18 protein-coding genes and 1 pseudogene are annotated in these 19,940 nt (G+C 72.6%); 13 read left to right on the top strand and 6 right to left on the bottom strand.

All coding sequences use genetic code 11. The annotated features are described in order from the left end of the window. The first annotated feature begins 172 nt into the window (after nt 1–172). From M3148_RS12060 to M3148_RS12040, 5 genes are all read left to right on the top strand, one after another. The gene (locus tag M3148_RS12060) at nt 173–466 is read left to right on the top strand and encodes a hypothetical protein (protein WP_251304950.1); all 294 of its coding nucleotides are present in this window, start codon (nt 173–175) and stop codon (nt 464–466) included. Further along, nucleotides 466–1,629 (top strand): hypothetical protein, encoded by a 1,164-nt coding sequence (locus M3148_RS12055; RefSeq protein ID WP_251304949.1) that lies wholly within the window; start codon nt 466–468, stop codon nt 1,627–1,629. The genes M3148_RS12060 and M3148_RS12055 overlap by 1 nt, the downstream gene beginning before the upstream one ends. Beyond that, nucleotides 1,629–2,327, top strand: coding sequence for a hypothetical protein (locus M3148_RS12050; protein ID WP_251304948.1), 699 nt, complete (start codon nt 1,629–1,631; stop codon nt 2,325–2,327). The genes M3148_RS12055 and M3148_RS12050 overlap by 1 nt, the downstream gene beginning before the upstream one ends. Then, a complete protein-coding gene (locus M3148_RS12045) occupies nt 2,324–2,986 on the top strand; it encodes a hypothetical protein (RefSeq protein ID WP_251304947.1) in 663 nt (220 codons plus the stop codon). Before M3148_RS12050 ends, M3148_RS12045 begins: the two co-directional genes overlap by 4 nt. Before the next feature lie 685 nt (nt 2,987–3,671). Beyond that, entirely contained in the window at nt 3,672–5,738 is a 2,067-nt protein-coding gene (locus M3148_RS12040) for an HNH endonuclease signature motif containing protein (RefSeq protein WP_251304946.1), read from the top strand. A 177-nt stretch (nt 5,739–5,915) separates the two neighbouring features. Here M3148_RS12040 and M3148_RS12035 read toward each other — a convergent pair whose 3' ends face one another. Continuing rightward, nucleotides 5,916–6,680, bottom strand: a complete 765-nt coding sequence (locus M3148_RS12035) for an SDR family oxidoreductase (RefSeq protein ID WP_251304945.1) — start codon at nt 6,678–6,680, stop codon at nt 5,916–5,918. Between the two features lie 77 nt (nt 6,681–6,757). Between M3148_RS12035 and proC the strand changes: the two genes are divergently transcribed. Then, nucleotides 6,758–7,573, top strand: a complete 816-nt coding sequence (proC, locus tag M3148_RS12030) for a pyrroline-5-carboxylate reductase (RefSeq protein WP_251304944.1) — start codon at nt 6,758–6,760, stop codon at nt 7,571–7,573. A gap of 50 nt (nt 7,574–7,623) precedes the next feature. On the opposite strand, the gene M3148_RS12025 is transcribed toward proC, so the two are convergent. Then, nucleotides 7,624–8,424 carry a helix-turn-helix transcriptional regulator gene (locus M3148_RS12025; RefSeq protein ID WP_251304943.1) on the bottom strand — a complete coding sequence of 267 codons (801 nt, stop codon included), beginning with the start codon at nt 8,422–8,424 and terminating at the stop codon, nt 7,624–7,626. Nucleotides 8,425–8,592: 168 nt separating this feature from the next. Between M3148_RS12025 and M3148_RS12020 the strand changes: the two genes are divergently transcribed. The 5 genes from M3148_RS12020 (at nt 8,593) to M3148_RS12000 (ending at nt 13,436) form a co-directional block, all read left to right on the top strand. Then, nucleotides 8,593–8,820, top strand: coding sequence for a hypothetical protein (locus tag M3148_RS12020; RefSeq protein ID WP_251304942.1), 228 nt, complete (start codon nt 8,593–8,595; stop codon nt 8,818–8,820). 163 nt (nt 8,821–8,983) lie between these two features. After that, entirely contained in the window at nt 8,984–10,405 is a 1,422-nt protein-coding gene (locus tag M3148_RS12015) for a sugar porter family MFS transporter (protein ID WP_251304941.1), read from the top strand. A 141-nt stretch (nt 10,406–10,546) separates the two neighbouring features. Beyond that, entirely contained in the window at nt 10,547–11,542 is a 996-nt protein-coding gene (locus M3148_RS12010) for a putative F420-0 ABC transporter substrate-binding protein (RefSeq protein ID WP_251304940.1), read from the top strand. Next, on the top strand, nt 11,539–12,633 hold the full coding sequence (locus M3148_RS12005) for an iron chelate uptake ABC transporter family permease subunit (RefSeq protein ID WP_308203245.1): 1,095 nt from the start codon (nt 11,539–11,541) through the stop codon (nt 12,631–12,633). The genes M3148_RS12010 and M3148_RS12005 overlap by 4 nt, the downstream gene beginning before the upstream one ends. Further along, nucleotides 12,630–13,436 (top strand): ABC transporter ATP-binding protein, encoded by an 807-nt coding sequence (locus M3148_RS12000; protein ID WP_251304939.1) that lies wholly within the window; start codon nt 12,630–12,632, stop codon nt 13,434–13,436. Before M3148_RS12005 ends, M3148_RS12000 begins: the two co-directional genes overlap by 4 nt. A gap of 143 nt (nt 13,437–13,579) precedes the next feature. Here M3148_RS12000 and M3148_RS18170 read toward each other — a convergent pair whose 3' ends face one another. After that, nucleotides 13,580–13,909: a DapH/DapD/GlmU-related protein gene (locus M3148_RS18170; RefSeq protein ID WP_308203244.1), complete on the bottom strand. Its 330-nt coding sequence runs from the start codon at nt 13,907–13,909 to the stop codon at nt 13,580–13,582. Here M3148_RS18170 and M3148_RS18165 point away from each other — a divergent pair. Both M3148_RS18165 and M3148_RS11990 read left to right on the top strand, forming a co-directional pair. Further along, entirely contained in the window at nt 13,897–14,199 is a 303-nt protein-coding gene (locus M3148_RS18165) for a hypothetical protein (RefSeq protein ID WP_306469971.1), read from the top strand. The genes M3148_RS18170 and M3148_RS18165 overlap by 13 nt on opposite strands. A 36-nt stretch (nt 14,200–14,235) precedes the next feature. Next, a pseudogene (locus M3148_RS11990) lies at nt 14,236–14,895 on the top strand (zinc-binding dehydrogenase); the annotation flags it as partial. A gap of 70 nt (nt 14,896–14,965) precedes the next feature. Here the strand turns inward: M3148_RS11990 and cofE are convergent. The 3 genes from cofE to M3148_RS11975 form a co-directional block, all read right to left on the bottom strand. Next, the gene (cofE, locus tag M3148_RS11985) at nt 14,966–15,748 is read right to left on the bottom strand and encodes a coenzyme F420-0:L-glutamate ligase (RefSeq protein ID WP_251304938.1); all 783 of its coding nucleotides are present in this window, start codon (nt 15,746–15,748) and stop codon (nt 14,966–14,968) included. After that, nucleotides 15,748–16,746 carry a TIGR03557 family F420-dependent LLM class oxidoreductase gene (locus M3148_RS11980; RefSeq protein ID WP_251304937.1) on the bottom strand — a complete coding sequence of 333 codons (999 nt, stop codon included), beginning with the start codon at nt 16,744–16,746 and terminating at the stop codon, nt 15,748–15,750. Before M3148_RS11980 ends, cofE begins: the two co-directional genes overlap by 1 nt. A gap of 86 nt (nt 16,747–16,832) precedes the next feature. Next, entirely contained in the window at nt 16,833–19,865 is a 3,033-nt protein-coding gene (locus tag M3148_RS11975) for a beta-N-acetylglucosaminidase domain-containing protein (RefSeq protein ID WP_251304936.1), read from the bottom strand. Nucleotides 19,866–19,940 lie beyond the last annotated feature (75 nt).

Below are 19,940 nucleotides of genomic sequence, written 5' to 3'. Positions count from 1 at the left end.
GGGTCAATGCCTGTGCCCGGAAGTGTAGCCGTTCGCGGCAGCGGCACGGCGACCGGGCGGCACATGGGGAGTTCTCCCTATGCCCACCGCTGTCCACCGCGCGCGGTGCTCGCCATGATGGTCCCCGGCAGGCGTGCACCGGGCACGTCAGCGGCGAGAGAGAGGCGCACACGTGGTCGACCTGTTCATCGACGGCGACGCCCTGGCAGCCACGAGGACGACGCTGGAGACCATCCGCGAGACCCTGTCCGGCGCGGCCGGGGCGATGTCCGCCGTCCCCGGGGACGTGACCGGGCACGACGCCCTGCGGCAGCAGCTCAGCAGTTTCGGCGAGGAGTGGAACCACGGCATCGGGGAGCTCTCCGAGGTCTCCGGCAACGGTGCCGAGGGGCTCGCCGCGATCGCGCAGGGCTTCGCCGAGCTGGACGCGGCCCTCAAGGCGTCCATCACCGGCGGTGAGGGCTGATGGTCGCCAGGTCCTTCCCCTCCCTCGGCTTCGACCCCACGCCGGGCAGCGTCGTCTCCGCCGAGTCGGTCGCCGAGCAGGTCCGCACGACCGCCGCCCGCATCCGCGAGGCCGCGGACGTCCTCGGCGGCACCGGCCAGCAGGACTGGCAGGGCGAGACCGCCACCGCCTTCCACGAGACGATGTCCGGCGAGCTGACGCCCCGGGTCGTCACGGCCGCCGACAGCTTCGAGGCCGCGGCCGCCGCCCTGGAGACGTGGGCGTCCTCGCTCGTCACCTTCCAGCAGCAGGCCGACGAGCTCGAGACCCGCGCCGCGACGGCGATCACGAACGTGTCGAACGCCGCGGACGACCTCACGGCCGCCCAGCAGAGCGAGGACCCGGACGTCGACACCGACGGGCCGGCCAACCAGCTCACCGCTGCGACCGGCGAGCTCGACCAGATCCGTCTCGAGGCCCAGGGGCTCGCGGAGACCTACGCCGGCGAGGCGGAGTACGTCGCGTCCTGCCTGTCCTGCGCCGCCGGGGACGCCCCGGACTCGAGCATGTGGGACAGCTTCACCGACTGGCTCGGCGACGTCGAGGACTGGTTCCAGGACTACGTCCTGCCGGTGCTCGAGGACATCATCGACATCCTCGCCGTCGTTGTCGCCGTCGCGGCGATCATCGCGCTCATCGTCTCCGGACCGGTCGGCTGGCTCGGCATGGCCGGCCTCGTCCTCGGCGGTGCGGCGGTCGCCGTCGACTTCCTCCAGTTCGCCGGCGGCCGGGAGGACGCCACCGAGATGCTCACCGGCGCGCTCGGCCTGCTCGCCGGTGCGGGCCTCGGCAAGATCGTCCAGGGCCTGGGCACGATGGCGGCGAGCTCGGGAGGGATGTCCGGGCTCGTCCCGGCGGTCGCCGGCATCTCCCGGGGCACGGGCGGCGCCGGTGCCACGGCGACGGCGGCCCTCTCCTTCAACCCCGTCGGGCCGATGGCGACGTGGGGCTACGTCACCGGCCGCACCTACGAGGAGAGCAAGAACGTCATGGACACGCAGGAGAACCTCAACGACGTCGGCAACCCGCTGGGCCGGACGTTCGAGCGCTTCGGCAACCTCTTCGGCGGGCACGGCTTCGTCACCGACGAGCAGCAGCGCGACATCGCCGATCGGAACGACTGATGACCGTGACCGCCGCCCCGAAGCAGTTCTGGGTCCCCACCCCGCCCGGCTGGGTGGAGATCGCTGCCTTCGACATCGACGCCCGCGCCGAGGCTCACTGGCGCGACATGATCGAGCCCGCCCGCGAGCACCTCGGGGACGGTCCGACCGACCACCTCTACGTCGGTCTGCGCGAGGCCCGGGCAGCGGTCGCCGGCACCGGTGTCACCTCCGCGGGCGTCGTTCTGACGGAGGTCGACGACAAGCCGGCCGTGTGGACCTTCTCGACGACGATCGAGCACGTGCCGAGCGGGGAGGTCAACCCCGTCGCGCTCGTCGAGCGCGCCGTCGGGACCGCGGGCACCGTCGAGCGCGTCGAGGACATCACGCTCGTCGACGGGCGCACGGCGGTCCAGGCCTTCCTCACCCTCACCCCGCAGACCCGGCTCGGACGGGCGCACGGGTCCACGGCGCCGCGGCCGGCCACGGGCACCCCACCGGTCGAGCGGCTCGGCTGCTGCGTCGTCGCCGTCGCGCTCCCGGGGCGTCCGCACGACCTCGTCCTCGTCACGGGCAGCTCGCCCGACACCGAGCACCGTCCGCTGCTCGCGCACGTCGTCAGCGCGATCGCGGCCGGGGTCCACGTCGGCGCGGAGCCGCCGGAGGGGGTCGCCAAGGCCAGCGGTGTGCTGCCGGTGGACGGACCGACGCAGTCGTGAGGTTCCTGCCGGCGACGGCCGAGTCCTACGTCCTCGCCGCCGAGCGTGGGGAGACCACGGCCGGGCGCCGACCGGCCGTCCACGCCCTCGTCCGCGAGTACACCGGTGCCCCTCGCATCCTCACCGGCGTGGGGCTGTGGCTCGGTGTCGTCGCGGCACTCGTGCTCGCCGTCGTCGGCTGCGTCGCCGTCCTCGACGCCGTCATCGCCACCGGGAGTGCAGCGGTCGCTGCCACCGGTGTCGTCGCTGTGCTCGCCGCCCTCGCCGGTGGAGCCCTCGCCGCTGCCCGCGGCCTGGACCTGCTCCGCGCGGGCGCCCGCCTGTCCCGCGCCGCGGAGGTGTGGATGACGAGCAGCCCGGCCCGGCAGCCGGGTCTCGCGCACCGCGCCCACGGTCTCCTCTCCGCCCTGCGCCCCGAGCTGTTCCCGCGGGTCGTCCTCAGCAGCCTCGGCGCACTGGCCGCCGTGCTCTGCGCGTGCGCGGCCGGCTACTCCCTCTGGCAGCTGACCGAGGGCACGCCCGACGCCGCGCTCCACGTGCTCCTGGCCGCCGCGTGCAGCCTTCTCGCCGTCGACTGCGCCGTCCCTGCCGTCGCGCTGTGGCGTGGCTCCCGGCGAATCCAGCGCGGCCTCGTCCACGACCCCGCGGCCATGGCGTAGGTCAGGGTTTCGGCCGATCCTGACGAGCACGGCCGTCAGCGCACCGATCGCTGCGACGGTCCGACGGGGAACCGTCCGTCCTTTCCCTGCCGTCTGCCATCTTTCGATCACAGAACACCCGACGGGGTCTACGGGGGACGGCTCCACTCAAGCCCGGGCCTCGGCGCCGGCCGGCGGTCGGGCCCTGACGACCTCCCCAGTAGCGGCTCCCTGCCGGGCAAGATCGATTGAGCCTCAGCGCACGCCGACAACCCGATGAACAGGCTGGCCTCTGATCCGCCGTGGCATCCGGCCGAACTGTCCGACAACCACCATGGTCAGGAAAGTTCCAGCGGCTGGCGAGCACCTCGCCGGTCGAGGCGAGCCATGGGCCGGGCTGGTGGACACACGCGCCGGATGCCATGCGGCCCTAGCCGCCGGGGCGCTCGTCGTCGTGCTCGGGAGTGCTGCCCTCCTCCTGGGCCGATCGAGCTGTTGCTCGCCCCGCGGGCGGCTGTCGCCGGCGGTGCTAAGTCCACCGCGATGGCCGTCGCCGCCTCCTCTGCGGTGCCCCTCTCCGGACTGAGGAGGTCTGAGCTGCCCGGAAGCCCTCCTGTGGGGTGGCGAGCTCGGATGTCAGTGGTCGGTCCTAGCCTTGGAGGTAGGACGGCAGAGCAGTCGAAAGCCCGCAGAGGGGGTGGGGTTGGTGAGCAGCATCGAGGACTTCGACCCGCACGCTGCCTGGCTCGAGGACCCGTACACCCACGAGCCGATCGGTGAGCAGTCTGCCCGTCGTCTGCAGGAGCTGTGGGCCCGGGAGGAGGACGCGGCCGATGTGTTCCTCGGCGGCCGGGACAGGCCGCCACCCTCGGTGGTCACCACCGTGGAGCCGAGCTTCGAGCCGGTCCAGCCGGTGTCGGCCGAGGCCCTGGCGGGCATGGCGCCCGATGGTCAGCTCCTCACCGAGCTGGAGGACATCGACCCTGGCGAGGTGGATGAGTACTACCTCGTGGAGATGGCCGCCGGTTACCAGCGCATCGCCGCGTGGGCCACCGCCAAGCTCACCCGGGTGGCCGGTGAGCTCTCCCGGCGGCCGCTCATGAACGGCAGCGGCGCCCTGCCCTCGCACGTGAGGTCGGGGAACATGGCCGCCGACGAGCTCGCTCCGCGCCTGGGGCTGAGCCGCTTCGCCGCGCAGCGGATCGTGAGCAACGCCCGCGCCTTCGAGAACGTCTTCGCCCTCACCGGTCAGGCGCTGGCCACCGGGCACATCGACGCCCGCAAGGCCACGACGATCGTCTCGATGCTGGAGGACTACCCGGTCGAGATCGCCGTCCTGGTCCAGGACTCGGTTATCGACGACGCCGGCACCCAGACCCACAGCCAGCTCATCGAGGCCATCAAGAAGGCCGTCATCGCCCTCAGCCACGAGCACGCCGACCTCTTCCACGCCCGCGCCCGCGCCCGGCGACGGGTCGAGCACCCCCGTCAACTGCCCGACGGCATGGCCTGCATCCGCGCAGTCCTGCCCGCCACCGACGCCGCGGCCATCGACCTCGCCCTCCAGGCAGCCGCCCGCTCCGCACAGGCCAGCGGCGATGACCGCACCCTCGACCAGCTCCGCGCCGACATCCTCTCCCTCATGGGCCACACCGCACTCGAGCTCGGATACGTCGGACTACCACCAGGCACCACCCCGGCCACCGAGCAGCCCGCACCCGAGCCGATGCCCGACCGGCCAGGGGTACCTGAGCGCGACCCATTGCCGGCACCGATCGGCCCTTCGGACGACACGACGGTGCCCAGCAGCCCAGCGATCGAGGAGACTCCCGCCGCAGACGCCCCCACGGCGCTCCCAGGCCCGTCCACACCAGCGGCCGACCAGGATGAGGCCGGCCCGCTCGCACCGCCGGGCACCACGGACCCCGATCCGGCCGCTCCCGACCCACCCGACCACCGGTCCAAGGGGACAGGTACGCCCACGGTCGGCCCCTCCACCACCGCAGCACCACCCGAGCGGCCTGAGCCGCCTGAGCCGCCTGAGCCGCCTGAGCCGCCTGAGCCGCCCGCGGATGCTCCGCCACCCGGCAGCGGCGGCACCGTCCCGAGCCGTTGGCACATGCCCGTGGGCCACATCGGCGGGCAGCGCGCCCAGATCCGCGTCCTCGTGCCGCTCTCGGTCCTGCTCCCACCCGACATTGCCAGGCAGCTCGGCCTACCGGCCTCGAAGCCGGCCGGCGGCTCCGGCGCGGAGCTGGCCCCGCTGCCCGAGGAGGACGCCATGCTCGCCTTCCTCGACCGCGAGCCCGCCGAGGTCGCCGTCCTGGAGGGCTACGGGCCTATCTCCCCCGCCGTCGCCCGGGCCGCGGCGCTGGGCGGGACGTGGCGACGGATCATCACCGACCCGCTCACCGGCACCGTCCTGGACCACGGACGCACCCGCTACCGGCCACCCAACGAGCTCGCCGAACTCATCCGGCTACGCGACGGCACCTGCGTGCGCGCAGGCTGCACCCACACCGCCCGCCACTGCCAGCTCGACCACACCATCGCGTGGAACGCCGGAGGAACCACCTCCATGCTCGGCCTCGAAGCCCTCTGCGCCCACGACCACATCCTCAAGACCAGCGGCCAGTTCCAGCTCCACCGCCTCAGCACCGGCGCCTACCAGTGGATCACCCCCAGCGGCCACGTCTACCGCCGCCACCCCGGCGGCCGCGTCACCTGCGAACGCCGCCCCACACAACGCATGCCCGACACGCCCACCTTCTAGCACCGCCACAGCCGGCCGCGTCAACCGGAGTCACGGGCCCCCTGGATCGCGTCAACGGCAGGTGCTGCGCCTTCCCCGCAAGCTGGAGGGCCTCCCTTCGAAGGAGAGCTCCTCCCCAACCGGTCGATGCGCAACGCCGGGGCCGGACGTAGACCTTGGTCCTCGACGTCTGGCCGGCTACCGGTCGCGCGCCATGACGGTGTTCGACGCCTGCGCCCGGGGCCGCAGGACCATGAGGTCGACGTTGACGTGGTGAGGGCGGCTCAGCGTCCACGCGATGGCGTCGGCGACGTCCTCCGCGACGAGCGGCTCGGCGACGCCCTCGTAGACCCGTGCCGCGGCCGCCTCGTCACCCAGCCGGTTGAGGGCGAACTCCTCCGTGCGCACCATGCCCGGCGCGATCTCGATGACGCGCACCGGCTGGCCGACCAGCTCCAGGCGCAGCGTCGTCGCGATGACCCGCTCGGCGTGCTTGGCAGCGACGTACCCTCCGCCACCCGGGTACGTGTCGAGCGCCGCGGTCGAGGACACGACGAGCACGTCCCCGACGCCCGACTCTCGCAGGTCCGGCAGCAGCGCCTGCGTGAGCCGCAGCGTCGACAGGACGTTCATCTCGTACATCGTCCGCCAGTCCTCGACGCGGCCCGTCTCGATCTGGTCCGCACCGCGCGCACCGCCGGCGTTGTTGACGAGGGCGTGGAGCACGCCACCTGAGCGCACCGACGCGACGAGGGCGGCGACGTCGTCCTCGCTCGTGAGGTCGGCGGGGACGGCAACGGCGCCCGTCTCCTCGGCGAGCGCGGCGAGCCGGTCCGCGCGACGGGCCGTGGCGACGACGTCCCACCCGTCGGCGCGCAGGCGGCGCACGGTCGCGGCGCCGATCCCGCTCGAGGCACCGGTGACGAGGGCACGGCGGGCAGGCGTGAGCTGCGTGAGGTCCATGCCCTCATGGTGCCCGGTCGCGCGGACGGGGCGCCGTGGATACTGGGGTGCGTTCGCAGACGGCAGCGGGAGGCAGCATGACGATCGGGTTCATCGGAGCAGGCACCATGGCCGGCGCCATCGTGCGCGGCGTGACCGCGGCGGGCGTGGTCCCGGGCGGGGACGTGCTCCTCTACGACGTCAACGAGTCCGCGGCCCAGCGCCTCGCCGACGACGTCGGAGCCACCGTGGCGGACTCGGCGGAGGCGGTCGTCGCGGGCAGTGACGTCGTCGTTCTCGCCGTCAAGCCGCAGGTGCTGCCCGCTGTCCTGGGCGACCTGGCGTCCGCCGTCGTCGAGCGTCGTCCGGTGCTCGTGTCCATCGCCGCCGGGATCACGCTCGCAGCCCTCGATGCGCTGCTGCGCGGCGGTGACGTGCCGGTCGTGCGCGTCATGCCCAACGTCAACGCGATGATCGGCGCCGGCATGGCGGCCCTGTGCGGCAACGAGGCCGCCGGCGAGGCCGACGTCGCGCGCGTCGAGGAGATCTTCGCGGCCGTCGGCGGGACGGTCGTCCTCGCGGAGAAGGATTTCGCCACGTACACGGCGATCGCCGGCTCCTCCCCCGCCTTCGTCTTCACCTTCATCGACGCCCTCGCCCGCGGTGCCGTCCGCGACGGCATGCCCAAGGCCCTCGCCACCCGGATCGCCGCGCAGGCCGTGCTCGGCAGCGCCCGGATGGTGCTCGAGCGGGCCGACGACGGCGTGAGCCCCGCCGACCTCGTCGACATGGTGTGCTCCCCCGGCGGGACGACCATCGCCGGGATCGTCGCGATGGAGGAGGCCGGCTTCACCCCCGCCGTCGTGCGCGGGGTGCGGGCCGTCGTCGACCGGGACCGCGAGCTCGCCGACTGACCCCGCCCGTCGCCGTCGGATCATCCTCCTGCCCTCCCCGGTGGGTGGGCTCAGGTGGCCAACCGGACGTTCCGGGCAATGGTGTCGTCCTGGTCGAGGGCGATCGCGACCGCCTCCCCCCGGTTGTGCACCCCGAGACGTTCGTAGGCGTTCTCCAGGTGTTTGCGCACCGTCCCCTCGGAGATCCCCAGCGCGCGTGCGACGTGCCGGTTCGGCATGCCGAACCTCACCAGGCGCAGGATCTCCAGCTGCCGCGGGGTGAGAGCAGAGGCTGCGACCGTCCGCTCGCTCGCCGCGGCCACCAGCAGCGGCTGCAGGTGCGGATGAAGCAACCGCATGAGGACGAGCTCGCGCTCTGCGAACGGGCTGCCCGAGGTCCTGGGGGCGATGATCCGCAAGGACCGGAACGGCCCGACGGGGTGCCCCACGATCAACTCGTCCACGTAGTGCAGGATCTCGCGGTTCAGCGGGTCCTCGGCAAACTCCCGCTCGGTGTACCAGCTGCGGTCGGAGGTGACCACCGCGGCGCCGGTGCGCTCGATGAGGCTGCAGGTGCCGCTCCACCAGGAGCGCTCCCAGAGGTCCGTCGTCGGATCGTCCTCGGGGACTGCAAGATCCTCGGGCCCGTACAGGGCTTCCTCACCATCCACCATGTCCTGCTGGTGCCACAGTGCCAGCGTCACGGAGTCCATGGCCTGGAACGACACGCCGTCGCAGCCCAGGAGTGGCTCGAGCAGGCGGAGCACCTGGAACGTCGCGTCGACGGGCGACAGGTCGGGGCGCGGCCGGGCGAGGTCGAGGATGTCCCGCAGCGTGGCGATGTCACCCGTGGTGATGTTGCCGTTGACCATCGAGGCCTCCCCGGGCCGTGGCGTTGTCCCACGCTACTCCCCGGGTGGGGAGCAGCGACATACGCGCAACGTCGTATTCCGTCGGGGCCCGCGCGCGCCGGACAGTTGAGGGGTCGACCCGCGACGCCTGGCGTCCGGCAGGCGCACGGCACACCCGAGGAGGTCCTCATGTCCCGCATACGCAGCAAGCGCCACCACATGGTCACAGCGGTTTCCACCACCCTGCTGCTCAGCGGCTGGGGCGCGCTGGACGTCCCGAGCCCGGCCGGCGACCCCTCGGGGGCGGTGGCCGTGGCCACCTGCGAGGTGACGCCCGACTCCCGGCCCGGCGCGTCGATCGACGACCGCTACCGGCCCAGCATCACGCCGGGACTGCTCCTCCACTGGGCCGAGTGACAGACGCTCTGCCCTGCTCGCAGGTGCGAACGCGCGTCGGCTGGTCCCGACGGGTGTCGAGCATCTCGCGGGCGGGGTGGAGCGCGGTCCACCCTCTCCCCGCGCCGACCTCTGCTTTCGGCGCTAGCGTCCCCGTGACCGGACGGCGCGACGAGGAGAGGCCATGAGCGACAGCGGCAGCACGATGAACGGACGCATCCTCGGCATCAGCCTGGCAGCGGCCATGGGCGGGTTCCTCTTCGGCTTCGACACTGCCGTCATCAACGGCGCGATCGACGCGATGAGCGAGCATTTCGGCATCAGCGGCTTCCTCCAGGGCTTTGCCGTCTCCTCCGCGCTGCTCGGCTGCGTGGTGGGAGCGTGGCTCGCCGGGCCCATGGCGTCCCGCCAGGGACGCGTGCGCGTGATGATCATCGCCGCCATCCTCTTCCTCGCCTCGGCGATCGGGTCGGGCCTCGCCTTCGGCACCTGGGACCTCATCGCGTGGCGCGCCCTGGGCGGTCTGGGCGTCGGTGCCGCCTCCGTCATCGCCCCGGCCTACATCGCGGAGGTCTCCCCAGCGGACGTCCGCGGCCGGCTCGGGTCCCTCCAGCAGCTGGCGATCGTCCTCGGCATCTTCGCCGCCCTCCTCGCCGACGCCTTCCTCGCCGACGTCGCCGGCGGCGCCGCCGAGGAGCTGTGGCTCGGCCAGGAGGCGTGGCGCTGGATGTTCATGGCCGAGGCCGTCCCGGCCGCCATCTACGGGCTGCTCGCCCTCACGATCCCCGAGTCCCCGCGCTACCTCGTCGACCAGCATCGGGAGGAGGAGGCCGCGGAGGTGCTGCGGAAGTACACCGGCGTCAAGGACACGGCCGCGAAGATCAAGGAGATCCACAACTCACTCAAGCGAGAGGCCAAGGAGAGCCTCGGCGACCTGCGGGGCGCCTCGATGGGGCTCAAGCCGATCGTCTGGGTCGGCATCGCGCTCGCCGTGTTCCAGCAGTTCGTCGGGATCAACGTCATCTTCTACTACTCCACGTCGCTGTGGCGCTCGGTCGGCTTCGACGAGAGCCAGGCCCTGACGACGTCGGTCATCACCTCAGTGACCAACGTCCTCGTCACCGTCGTCGCGATCCTGCTCGTGGACAAGGTGGGCCGCCGCCCGCTGCTCATCGGCGGCTCCATCGGCATGGTCGTGACCCTCGGGACGCTCGCCGTCGCCTTCTCCCAGTCCCAGGGCAGCGGCGAGGACGTCAGCCTGCCCCAGCCCTGGGGCACCGTCGCCCTCATCGCCGCGAACCTCTTCGTCGTGTCCTTTGGCGCGACATGGGGACCGATCATGTGGGTGATGCTCGGGGAGATGTTCCCCAACAAGATCCGCGCGACCGCGGTCTCGGTCGCCTCCGCGGCGAACTGGCTGGCGAACTTCGCCGTCTCCACCACCTTCCCCACGCTCTCGGAGATCGGCCTCAGCCTCGCCTACGGGCTCTATGCGACCTTCGCACTCCTCTCCCTGCTCTTCGTCCTGTGGAAGGTGCCCGAGACGAAGGGCCGGGAGCTGGAGGACATGACCGACGACGCCAGGCAGAGCAAGGCCCGGACCTAGCTGCGCCCGTCCGGGGCCACGAGGCGTAGGCTGGACCGCGGACCCCGGGCAGCCCCGGTGGCGGGCCTCGACCTGGGCCCACGGTCCGCGCGCGGCGCTGTGACTGCGCAGAGCTCATCCCGTCCTGCTCTGGAGTCACGCGTGTCCCTGCCCCGCCGTGCCGCCGCCCTCGGCGCGCTCGCCCTCGTCCTCACCGCCTGCTCGGCGGCGCCCACCGACGACGCCACGAACGACGACGACGGCGGGAGTGCTGCGCCGTCGTCGTCCGCGGCCGGGTTCCCGGTGACCGTGACGAGCTGCGGGACCGAGACGACCCTGGACGCGCCACCCGAGCGGATCGTGACGATCAAGTCCTCGGCCACCGAGATGGTCATCGCGCTCGGCGCCGGTGACCGGCTCGTCGGCACGGCCTTCTCCGACGGTCCCCTGCCCGACGGCGTGACGCCGCCGCCCGTCCTCGCCGAGCGCAGCCCCTCACGTGAGTCGGTGCTCGATCTCTCCCCCGACCTCGTCTACGCCGGGTGGGAGTCCAACCTGTCCGACGACGGCGCGGGCGAGCGCGCGGGGTACGAGGAGCTCGGCGTCTCCACCTTCGTCTCCCCCTCCGCCTGCCAGGACCCCGCCCACCAGCCGAACCCGCTGAGCTTCGAGGACGTCTTCGCGGAGATCGAGGAGGTCGGCCGGATGCTCGGCGTGCCCGAGGAGGCGCAGGCCGTGGTCGCTCAACAGCGCGCGGACCTCGAGGCCGTGACACCGACCGGTGAGGGGCTCAGCGCCCTGTGGTACTCCTCCGGCTCTGACACCCCCTTCGTCGGCGCCGGCATCGGAGCGCCGCAGATGATCATGGCGGCGGCCGGGCTGACGAACGTCGCCGTCGACGTCGAGGACACGTGGACCTCGCTGTCGTGGGAGGTCGTGGCCGACCGCGACCCGGACGTCCTCGTCCTCGTCGACTCCGCCTGGAACACCGCCGAGCACAAGATCGAGGTGCTTGAGTCCAACCCCGTCACGGCCGCCATGCCCGCCGTCCAGGAGGGCCGCTACCTCACCGTTCCCTTCGCGGCGACGGAGGCCGGGGTCCGCAACGTCTCCGCCGTCGCCGACCTCACCCGACAGATCGAGCAGCTCGCGCGGTGACCGACCTCGACCGCCGTGCACCGGCCACCGACGCACCCGTCCCGGGTGCCGGTCGGCCGCGCCGCCTCGCCCTGGCCGGCGGTCTTCTGGGACTGCTCGCGCTGCTCGTCCTCGCGATGAGCTGGGCGGTCACCGTGGGGCCGGCCTCCATCACGGTGGGGCAGGTGTGGGGCTCGGCGTGGCACCACGTGTGCTCGGCCCTCGCGCCAGGCGCAGTGCGCTGCGCGGGTGATCCGCTCACTGCGATCCAGGACGCCATCGTGTGGCAAGGGCGCGGGGCACGGGTGGTCGCGGCGGCGAGCGTCGGCGCGGGGCTCGCGGTGGCCGGCACGGTCATGCAGGCAGTCGTGCGCAACCCGCTGGCCGATCCCTACCTCCTCGGGGTCTCTTCCGGCGCCTCCCTCGGGGCCGTGGGGGTCCTCGTGCTCGGGATGACCGTGCTGCTGCCGGTGGCCGCGTTCGTCGGTGCGATCGGAGCGCTCATGCTCACGTTGCTGCTGGCCACGGCCCGCGGCGGGAGCCTGCCTCCGGTCCGGACCGTGCTGGCCGGTGTCGCGGTCGGGCAGGCCTGCTCCGCGCTCGTCAGCTTCGTCATCTTCTGGTCCGCGACGGGTGACTCCTACCGGGAGATCCTGTCCTGGCTGCTCGGCTCCTTCGGGGGCATCACGTGGCCCGAGGCGACGCTCGCCGCCGGTGGCACGATCGTCCTGGGCGGCCTGCTTGCCTCACGCTCGCGGGTGCTGGACGCCTTCGCCTTCGGGGACGTGTCCGCCTCGTCCTTGGGCATCGACGTGCGGCGGGAGCGGTGGCTGCTGCTCGTCGTCGTCACGCTCCTCACCGCCGTCCTCGTGTCGGTGTGCGGGTCGATCGGCTTCGTCGGTCTCGTCGTCCCGCACGCCGTCCGGCTCGTCCTGGGCTCGCGCAACCACCGCGTCATGCCGGCCGCCGCGCTCGTCGGCGCGCTGTTCCTCCTCCTCGCGGACACCGCGGCCCGCACGGTCTTCGAGCCGCGCGAGCTGCCGGTCGGGATCCTCACCGCCGCCATCGGGGCGCCGGTCTTCGCCGTCCTCCTGCGCCGGAGCCGGCTGTGAGCTGGCCCGCGCGGACCGGCGCGCGCACCGACGCCGTCACCCTCACGGTTGGTGGGCTCGGGCTGCGGCTGGGCGGGACGCCGGTGCTGCGCGACGTGGCCGCCCAGCTGCCGCCGGGTGAGGTGAGCGCCGTCGTCGGGCCCAACGGCTCGGGGAAGTCGACGCTGCTGCGGCTCCTCGTCGGGGCGCTGGAGCCCGACCACGGCACGGTTCTCCTCGACGGCCGTGAGCTCGCCGAGCTGTCCCGCCGAGCCCGCGCTCGCGAGCTCGCCCTCGTGGAGCAGGACTCGAGCGCTCCCGTGTCCCTCGACGTCCTCGACGTCGTGCTCCTCGGCCGCACCCCGCACCGGCCGACGTGGTCCGCCGACTCAAGCGACGACGTCGTCCTCGCCCGCGAGGCGCTGGGGCGCACAGGGGCCGCGCACCTGGAGGGCCGCGACGTCGCCACGCTCTCCGGCGGCGAGCGTCAGCGCGTCCACCTCGCGCGCGCCCTCGCGCAGAAGCCGCGGCTGCTCCTGCTCGACGAGCCGACCAACCACCTCGACGTCGCCGCCCAGCTCGACGTGCTCCTCCTCGCGGAGGAGCTTGCCGCGACGGGTGTCACGGTGCTCACCGCGCTGCACGACCTCAACCACGCGCTCGCGTACTGCGCGCACGTCGTCGTGCTCGACGCCGGACGGGTCGTCGCGGCCGGCCCACCCACCGAGGTCCTCACCGAGGGGCTCGTCTCGCGCGTCTACGGCGTCTGCGCCGAGCGCGTCACCGTCCGCGGCCGCGACCTCCTCCTCTACACCCGCGCCTGACGCCGTTCGGATCGCGCCACGAGGACGGTCCGTCCAGGGCCAGGGCCAGGGCCAGGGCCAGGGCCAGCGTCTCGCTCGGCGTGTCGTCGGTGTGTCGCTCCCCGGCCGTCGTGCTTGTGGCGCGATCCGAGCGCCACTCCGTCCTACCGGCGCGACAACGCTGAGGCCGACCGGCCGTCGTCGCTGATGCTGCGGACGACGCGCGCCGGCGAGCCGACGGCGACGGACTCGGCGGGGACATCCCGTGTGACGACCGAACCGGCGCCGATGACGGCGTCCTCCCCGATGGTGACTCCCGGAAGAACGGTGACGTTCGCCCCGAGCCACACATTGCTGCCAATGACGACAGGCGAGGGCTCCAGGCCACCGCGTCGAGCGGGGTCGATGTCGTGCTGAAGAGTAGCGATGACAGCGTTGTGACCGATGAGGCAGTCGTCACCGATCGTGATCCCCCCTGGTCTTGGAACCGGCACCCGGAGTTGATGAAGAGGCGTTTGCCGAGCCTGATGTTCTGACCGAAGTCCGCGGTGAACGGAGGGAAGAGGGTGACGGAGTCGTCGACCGGGCGCCCGATGAGGCGAACAAGGCACTCCCGGACCTGCGCCGGTTCGTGGTAGCCCGTGTTGAGCTCCCCGGCGATCCGGAGTGCTTCCTGACCTGTCTCGAGCATCACGGCGTGCGCGGGAGAACCGCCGGTGATGGTCTCGCCGGCGTCGAGCGCGGCGAGAAGGTCGGTGAGCGTCATGCCCCGTCCTCCACATGAGTGACCGAGCCGTGGCCGGAGCGGTGCCCGCTCGCCGCGCCTGGCACCGCGGTCGTCGTCCCGGACGGGACCGACGAGGCCCTCATGCCCTCGCTCCTCACCCTCTCCGACGTCTACCTGACCGGGCACCACGCCGCGCACAAGGGCGGTGTGGAGGCAGGCAGGAGCGTCACCGTCATCGGCGACGGATCCGTCGGACTGTCGGCCGTGCTCACTTCCAAGCAGCACGGCACGGACACGATCATCCTCATGGGTCGCCACGAGGACCGTACCTTCCTCGGCCGTGAGTTCGGGGCCACCCATATCGTCGCCGAACGCGGTGAGGAGGGCGTCGCGAAGGTCCTCGACATCACCGGCGGTGGGGGCGTCCACGTGGTCATCGAGGCCGTCGGCCACATGCCGGCCTACGAGCAGGCCTACGGCATCGTCCGTCCCGGTGACGTCATCTCCCGCGTCGGGGTGCCGCAGTACGAGGAGGCTCCGGTCGGGTTCACCTCGCTGTTCGCCAAGAATGCGACGCTCACCGGCGGGCCCGCCACGATCCGGGCATACATCGAGGCCGCCCTCCCCCAGGTTCTCGACGGCACCATCGCGCCGGGCAGGGTCTTCGACCGCGAGCTCCCGCTGAGCGAGATCGCCGAGGCATACCGCTTGATGGACTCGCGTGAGGCGCTCAAGGTGCTGATCAGGCCCTGAGCCGGGCGGAGGAATCCGGCTGTCGGCGCGGGGGTGGGGCCAGCCCTGAGCGTCGGGGCAGGGGCGCAGGTCAGCCCTGGGCGTCGGCCCGGCCGCGGGCGTAGGCCTCGGCGGAGCCCTCACGGAAGAGATCGTCTGCGGCGGACCGGGCGAGGACGCGGGCGCCGTCGCCGTCCTCGGTCGTCACGAGGTGGGTCAGGCCGCGCACGACGGCCACCGGCCGCCCGTCGGCCTTGCCCTTGACGAGCTCGGCGGCCGCGGCGATCTCGTCGGCGGCGGCGATCGTCGTCATCCGCAGCTCGCGGCCGTACCCGTCGCGCCGGCCGCGGTGGTCCTGCAGGACGACGACCCCGGCCGCGCCGATCGCGATGTCCGCGACGCCCTCGCGCCACGGCCGGCCGACGGTGTCGGTGACGACGACGCCCGGCCGCACGCCCAGACGGGCGTCCAGCCCGCGGCGCAGCCGGCGCGCCGACTCGTCGGGGTCCTCCGGCAGGAGCAGCGCGGTCCCCAGCGGCACGTCGGAGGAGTCGACACCCGCGGCGGCCATGACCAGCCCCTGCGGGGTCTCGACGATCCGCAGCGTCGACCCGTCCGGCCGCGGCCGCTCCGCCACGACCCGCACCGTCTGGGAGGCGATGGCCGCCTCGAGCTCCTCGCGGGTCCGGGCGGCGACGAGCCGTCGTTCGGCCTTGGCCATGACCTTGCTCGCGACGACGACGACGTCCCCCGCGGCGACGCCGGTGCTCCCGTCGGGCCAGACCAGCTCCCGGAGGGCGGGCGCGACGACGGCGGCGAGGTCGTCCCCGCCGGTGACCGGGGGCAGGCCCTCGACGGCCTGGGCGAGCAGCATCAGCGGACGAGCTTGGGCAGGACGTCGCGGCCGAAGACCTCGACCCACTCACGCTGGTTGCGACCGACGTTGTGGAGGTAAATCCGGTCGAAGCCGAGGTCGACGTACTTCTGGATCTCCGCGCGGTGGACGTCGGGGTCGGCAGAGATGACCATCCGCCCCTCGAAGTCCTCGGGACGCACGAGCTTGGCCATGGCGGCGAAGTCGAAGGGCGAGCGGATGTCGGCCTTGGGGAACTTCATCCCGCCGTTGGGCCACTGGTCCAGGGCGTTCGCGAGCGCCTCCTCATCCGTCTCGGCCCACGACATGTGCAGCTGGAGGATCTTGGGCATGGTCTCGGGGTCCTTGCCCACCTCCCGCGCGCCGGAGGTGAACTTGTCGAAGAGCCCGGAGATCTTCTCCAGCGGCGCACCCACGGTGATGAGGCCGTCGGCGTGCTTGCCGGCGCGGCGCGCGGTCACCGGGCCTCCGGTGGCGACGTAGATCGGCGGTGCCTCCTCGGGCATCGTCCACAGCCGGGTGGACTCGAGCTTGTAGAAGGTGCCCGAGTGCTTGGCGTCCTTGCCGGCCAGCGAGGCGGTGAAGAGCTTGCGGATGATCTCGATCGCCTCGAACATCCGGTTGATGCGCTCGGGCGCCTCGGGCCAGTAGCTCGCGGTGACGTGCTCGTTGAGCGCCTCCCCCGAGCCCAGGCCGAGCCAGTGCCGCCCCGGGTACATGGCCGCGAGAGTGGCCGAGGCCTGGGCGACCATCGCCGGGTGCCAGCGGAAGGTCGGGGCGGTCACACCGGGGCCGAGGTCCCCGCGCGTGCGCTCGCCCAGCGCCGAGAGGACGTTCCACACGAACGCGGCCTGACCTTGCGACGGCGTCCAGGGCTGGAAGTGGTCGGCGGCCATGACGCCGGAGAACCCGTGCTCCTCGGCCAGCGCACTGATCTCGACCACCTCGGTGGGGTGGAACTGCTCCAGCGCGGCCGCGTACCCGATCGTGAGGTCCATGGGGCCAGTCTCTCAGGGCCGACAGGCGCCTGCGCGACCGCGGCCGGCAGCGCCGGGGCCGTTCGTGGACGGCCCCGGCGCTGCGCTCAGGCTCGACGGCGGCGGTGGGCCAGCGTCAGGAGCAGGCCACCGAGCAGCGCGACCAGCCCCGCCGTGAGGAGGAGGTCGGCGCCGGCGACACCCGTCGTGGGCAGTCGCCCGCCCTGGTCGGGGCCACCGACCGGCGCGGTGGGCTCACCTGGATCGGTGACCGGGTCGGTGGGCGTGGGCTGCTCCGCCGTGGGCTCCTCGCTCGGCTCCTCCGTCGGCTCCTCGCTCGGCTCCTCCGTCGGGTCCTCCCCGACCGGACCGCCCTCGCGGGTGATGACCTCGTGGATGAGCGGCGCCGGGGAGCCTGCCGCGAACACGAGCCGCACGCCCTCCACGGTCCCGAGGTCCACGGCCGCCTCGTGGAAGGCGACGTCGGCGTCGAGGGTGCCGACCGCCTGCCACTGCCCCTCGGCGAGCACCTCGATCGTGCCGGCCCCGGTTCCGATGACCGTCACCGACCCGACCGGCCGAGGCTCGGGGAAAACCACGGAGGCGAAGGCGCCCTCCTGCGGCGCACCGGCGGCGCGGTAGGCGGTGAGGAGGTCGCCGTCGAAGGCCCGCCCCACGCCCGCGCCCTCGGCGCTCGGCAGGTTGGTCTCGACCGGGGACGCTGCCGAGACGACGAACTCGCGCACCTTGACCCACGCACCGCCGGAGTTGTCGGCGTTCGCGACGAGACGGACGTAACGGGCCGTCACCGGCTCGTCGAGGTCGGCGACCGCGACGGACGTGTCGGTGAAGTCCTCGATGTCCGTCCACTCCTCGCCGTCGAGCGAGTACTGGAGGGTGGCGTCGGAGAACCTGTCCCCGCCCTCGTTGTCGGAGTCGGCCTGGTGCACGGCGACCCGCCCCACCTCGCGCGGCTCCCCGAGGTCGACCTGGACGTAGTCCCCGGTCCGCGCTGTCTCGTTGGACCAGTAGAGCGACTCCTGGTCCCCGTCGGTCATGCGGTCGACGGCGTAGTCCTGGTAGGTGCCCATCGAGCTCGTGGCCGTTGCCGGGTAGCCCACGACCGGCGGGGCGGGCTCGACGCCGAGCCACTCGGCGAAGGCGGCGACGGCGTCCGCGTCGAACTGCTCGAACGCCCCGTCCCCCACCGTGGGGACGATGACGTCGGGACGCAGGACACCGTCCTCGCCCTGGTCGTCGACCGTCGCCTCGTCCGTGAGCTCGATCTGCTCGCGGGCGGCGAGGAAGGCCGCCGCTGCCGGGATGCCGTGGCGCTCGGCCACCGCGGCGAGCATGTCGACGTCGCGCTCGAGCGCCGTGGCCCACTGCGCGGCCGCCGCGGCCCAGGGCTCGACGTCGCTCGCGAAGCCCGGTTCCGCCATCTGCGGCAGGGTCTCGGGCAGCGCCCCGATCACGGCGAGCCGGTCTGCGAGCGCCTCCTCACCGTCGTCGTCCCCGGCCTCGTACGCCCTCCAGAACGCCGCGATGTCGGCGCTGAGCTCCGGAGCGCGCTCCTGCCCCTCCCGGTCCGCCGGGTAGGGCCAGAACTGGTTGAGGTCCGCAAAGGCGGTGAGCGCCTCACGCACGGTGGCGTCCGACCCGGCAAGCTCGCGCAGCACGGCGGCCATCGAGGCCTCGGCGTCGTAGGCCGGGCCGTTCCACGTGTAGTCGGCGTAGTTGGCCAGCGCCGGCCACGAGGCGTACGGCTGGATCATCGGGTTGGAGGTGAAACCGTCGATGTGCTCGTAGAGGTACGGGTCACGGCCGGTGAGCGGGTTGAGGAAGAGTCGGTCGCGCCGCCCGTCGTTCACCGGGAAGTTGTCCCAGATGTACAGGTGGTCGGTGCGGTAGCTCTGCGAGGCACGCTGCACGGACTCCACCGTGATGGTGTCGGAGAAGACACCCTCGCCCGTCCACTGGACGCGGACGTCCTCGTCGAGGCGGTCACCGAAGCGGCCCTTGTAGGGGTCCTCGCCGGAACCTGCGTAGTTCGTCGGCACGGTCTGCAGGTCCTGCAGCCCGTTGGGCTCGATCCACTCGGTCTGGATGCGGTTGAGGTAGTCGGTCTGCGCGTCCGCGAGCCAGTACCAGTTGCCCTCGTTCGGGTAGCGCTCACGGTCGGCGTCGCAGTGGAAGGTCAGCGGGATGTCGTCGAGCGCGACGTAGAAGGAGTCCACGCCGAGGTCCCGGAGCTGCTCGAACTTGGCGATCGTCGCCTTGTAGTCCTCGTCGGAGGAGTAGCACATGTCATTGGCCGGGGACAGCGCGAAGGTGAAGTCGACGTGGTGCTCGCCCGCCTGCTCGACGAGCTCGGCCATGCGCTCGAGCTCCTCGCCCTCGTAGAGCTCGCGCCACTGGGCGCGCAGCAGGAGGTCGTCCTTGGGCGTGTAGATGTAGGTGTTGAGCTTGTGCGCCCCGGAGAACTCGAGCAGGTCCAGGCGTGCCTCGTGGGACCACGGGATGCCGTAAAAGCCCTCGATCGCGCCGCGGATCGGCATGAGCGGGTAGTCCCGCACGCGTAGCGCCGGCACGACACCGTCGCTCACCACCTGGCGCAGCGTCTGGGTCGCGTAGTAGGTGCCACGGGCGTCGGCTCCCGCGAGGACCAGCGTGCGCACGCCGTCAACGTCACCCGTGGCGAGCACGTAGCCCTCGGACGGCAGCGTGTCGGTGCCCTCCACCCCGAGGACGTCCAGCATCGCCTCGACGTCCGTGGTGCCCGCTCCGAGGTGGACGGCGACGCCCGCATCCGGTGCCGTGTCGGTCACCGTCGGGCTGCCGCCCACCCCGGTGACGAGCTCCTCGAGCGCCGCGAGCGCGACGGTGTCGATGTCCTCGGCAGCGACGATCGTCACCTCGCCGGAGAGGTCCACCTCCGCCCCGTGCATGGCCGCCTCCTGCGGCGGTGGGACGATCTCATCGACCGGCACCGCGGCGTCCGCCGGGGCTGCGGGGCCGAGCAGGCCGGCAGCGACGAGGCCGGTGGCCGCGAGCGCCGCGCCCGCCGCGGTGAGCCAACGGGTGACAGACGAGGACGGGTGGACAACAGACACGAGTACCCCCATGGACGTGCAGTTCATGACGGGCGTCACTCTACAACGCCTCACCGACACGGACGGGGCAGCCCGGCTCTCCTGGGAGCGTGGAACAATCTG

The sequence above is a fragment of the Georgenia satyanarayanai genome (genome assembly GCF_023715365.1).
GTDB classification, from domain to species: Bacteria; Actinomycetota; Actinomycetes; order Actinomycetales; family Actinomycetaceae; genus Oceanitalea; species Oceanitalea satyanarayanai_B.
This window is presented reverse-complemented; position numbering and strand designations above follow the sequence as displayed.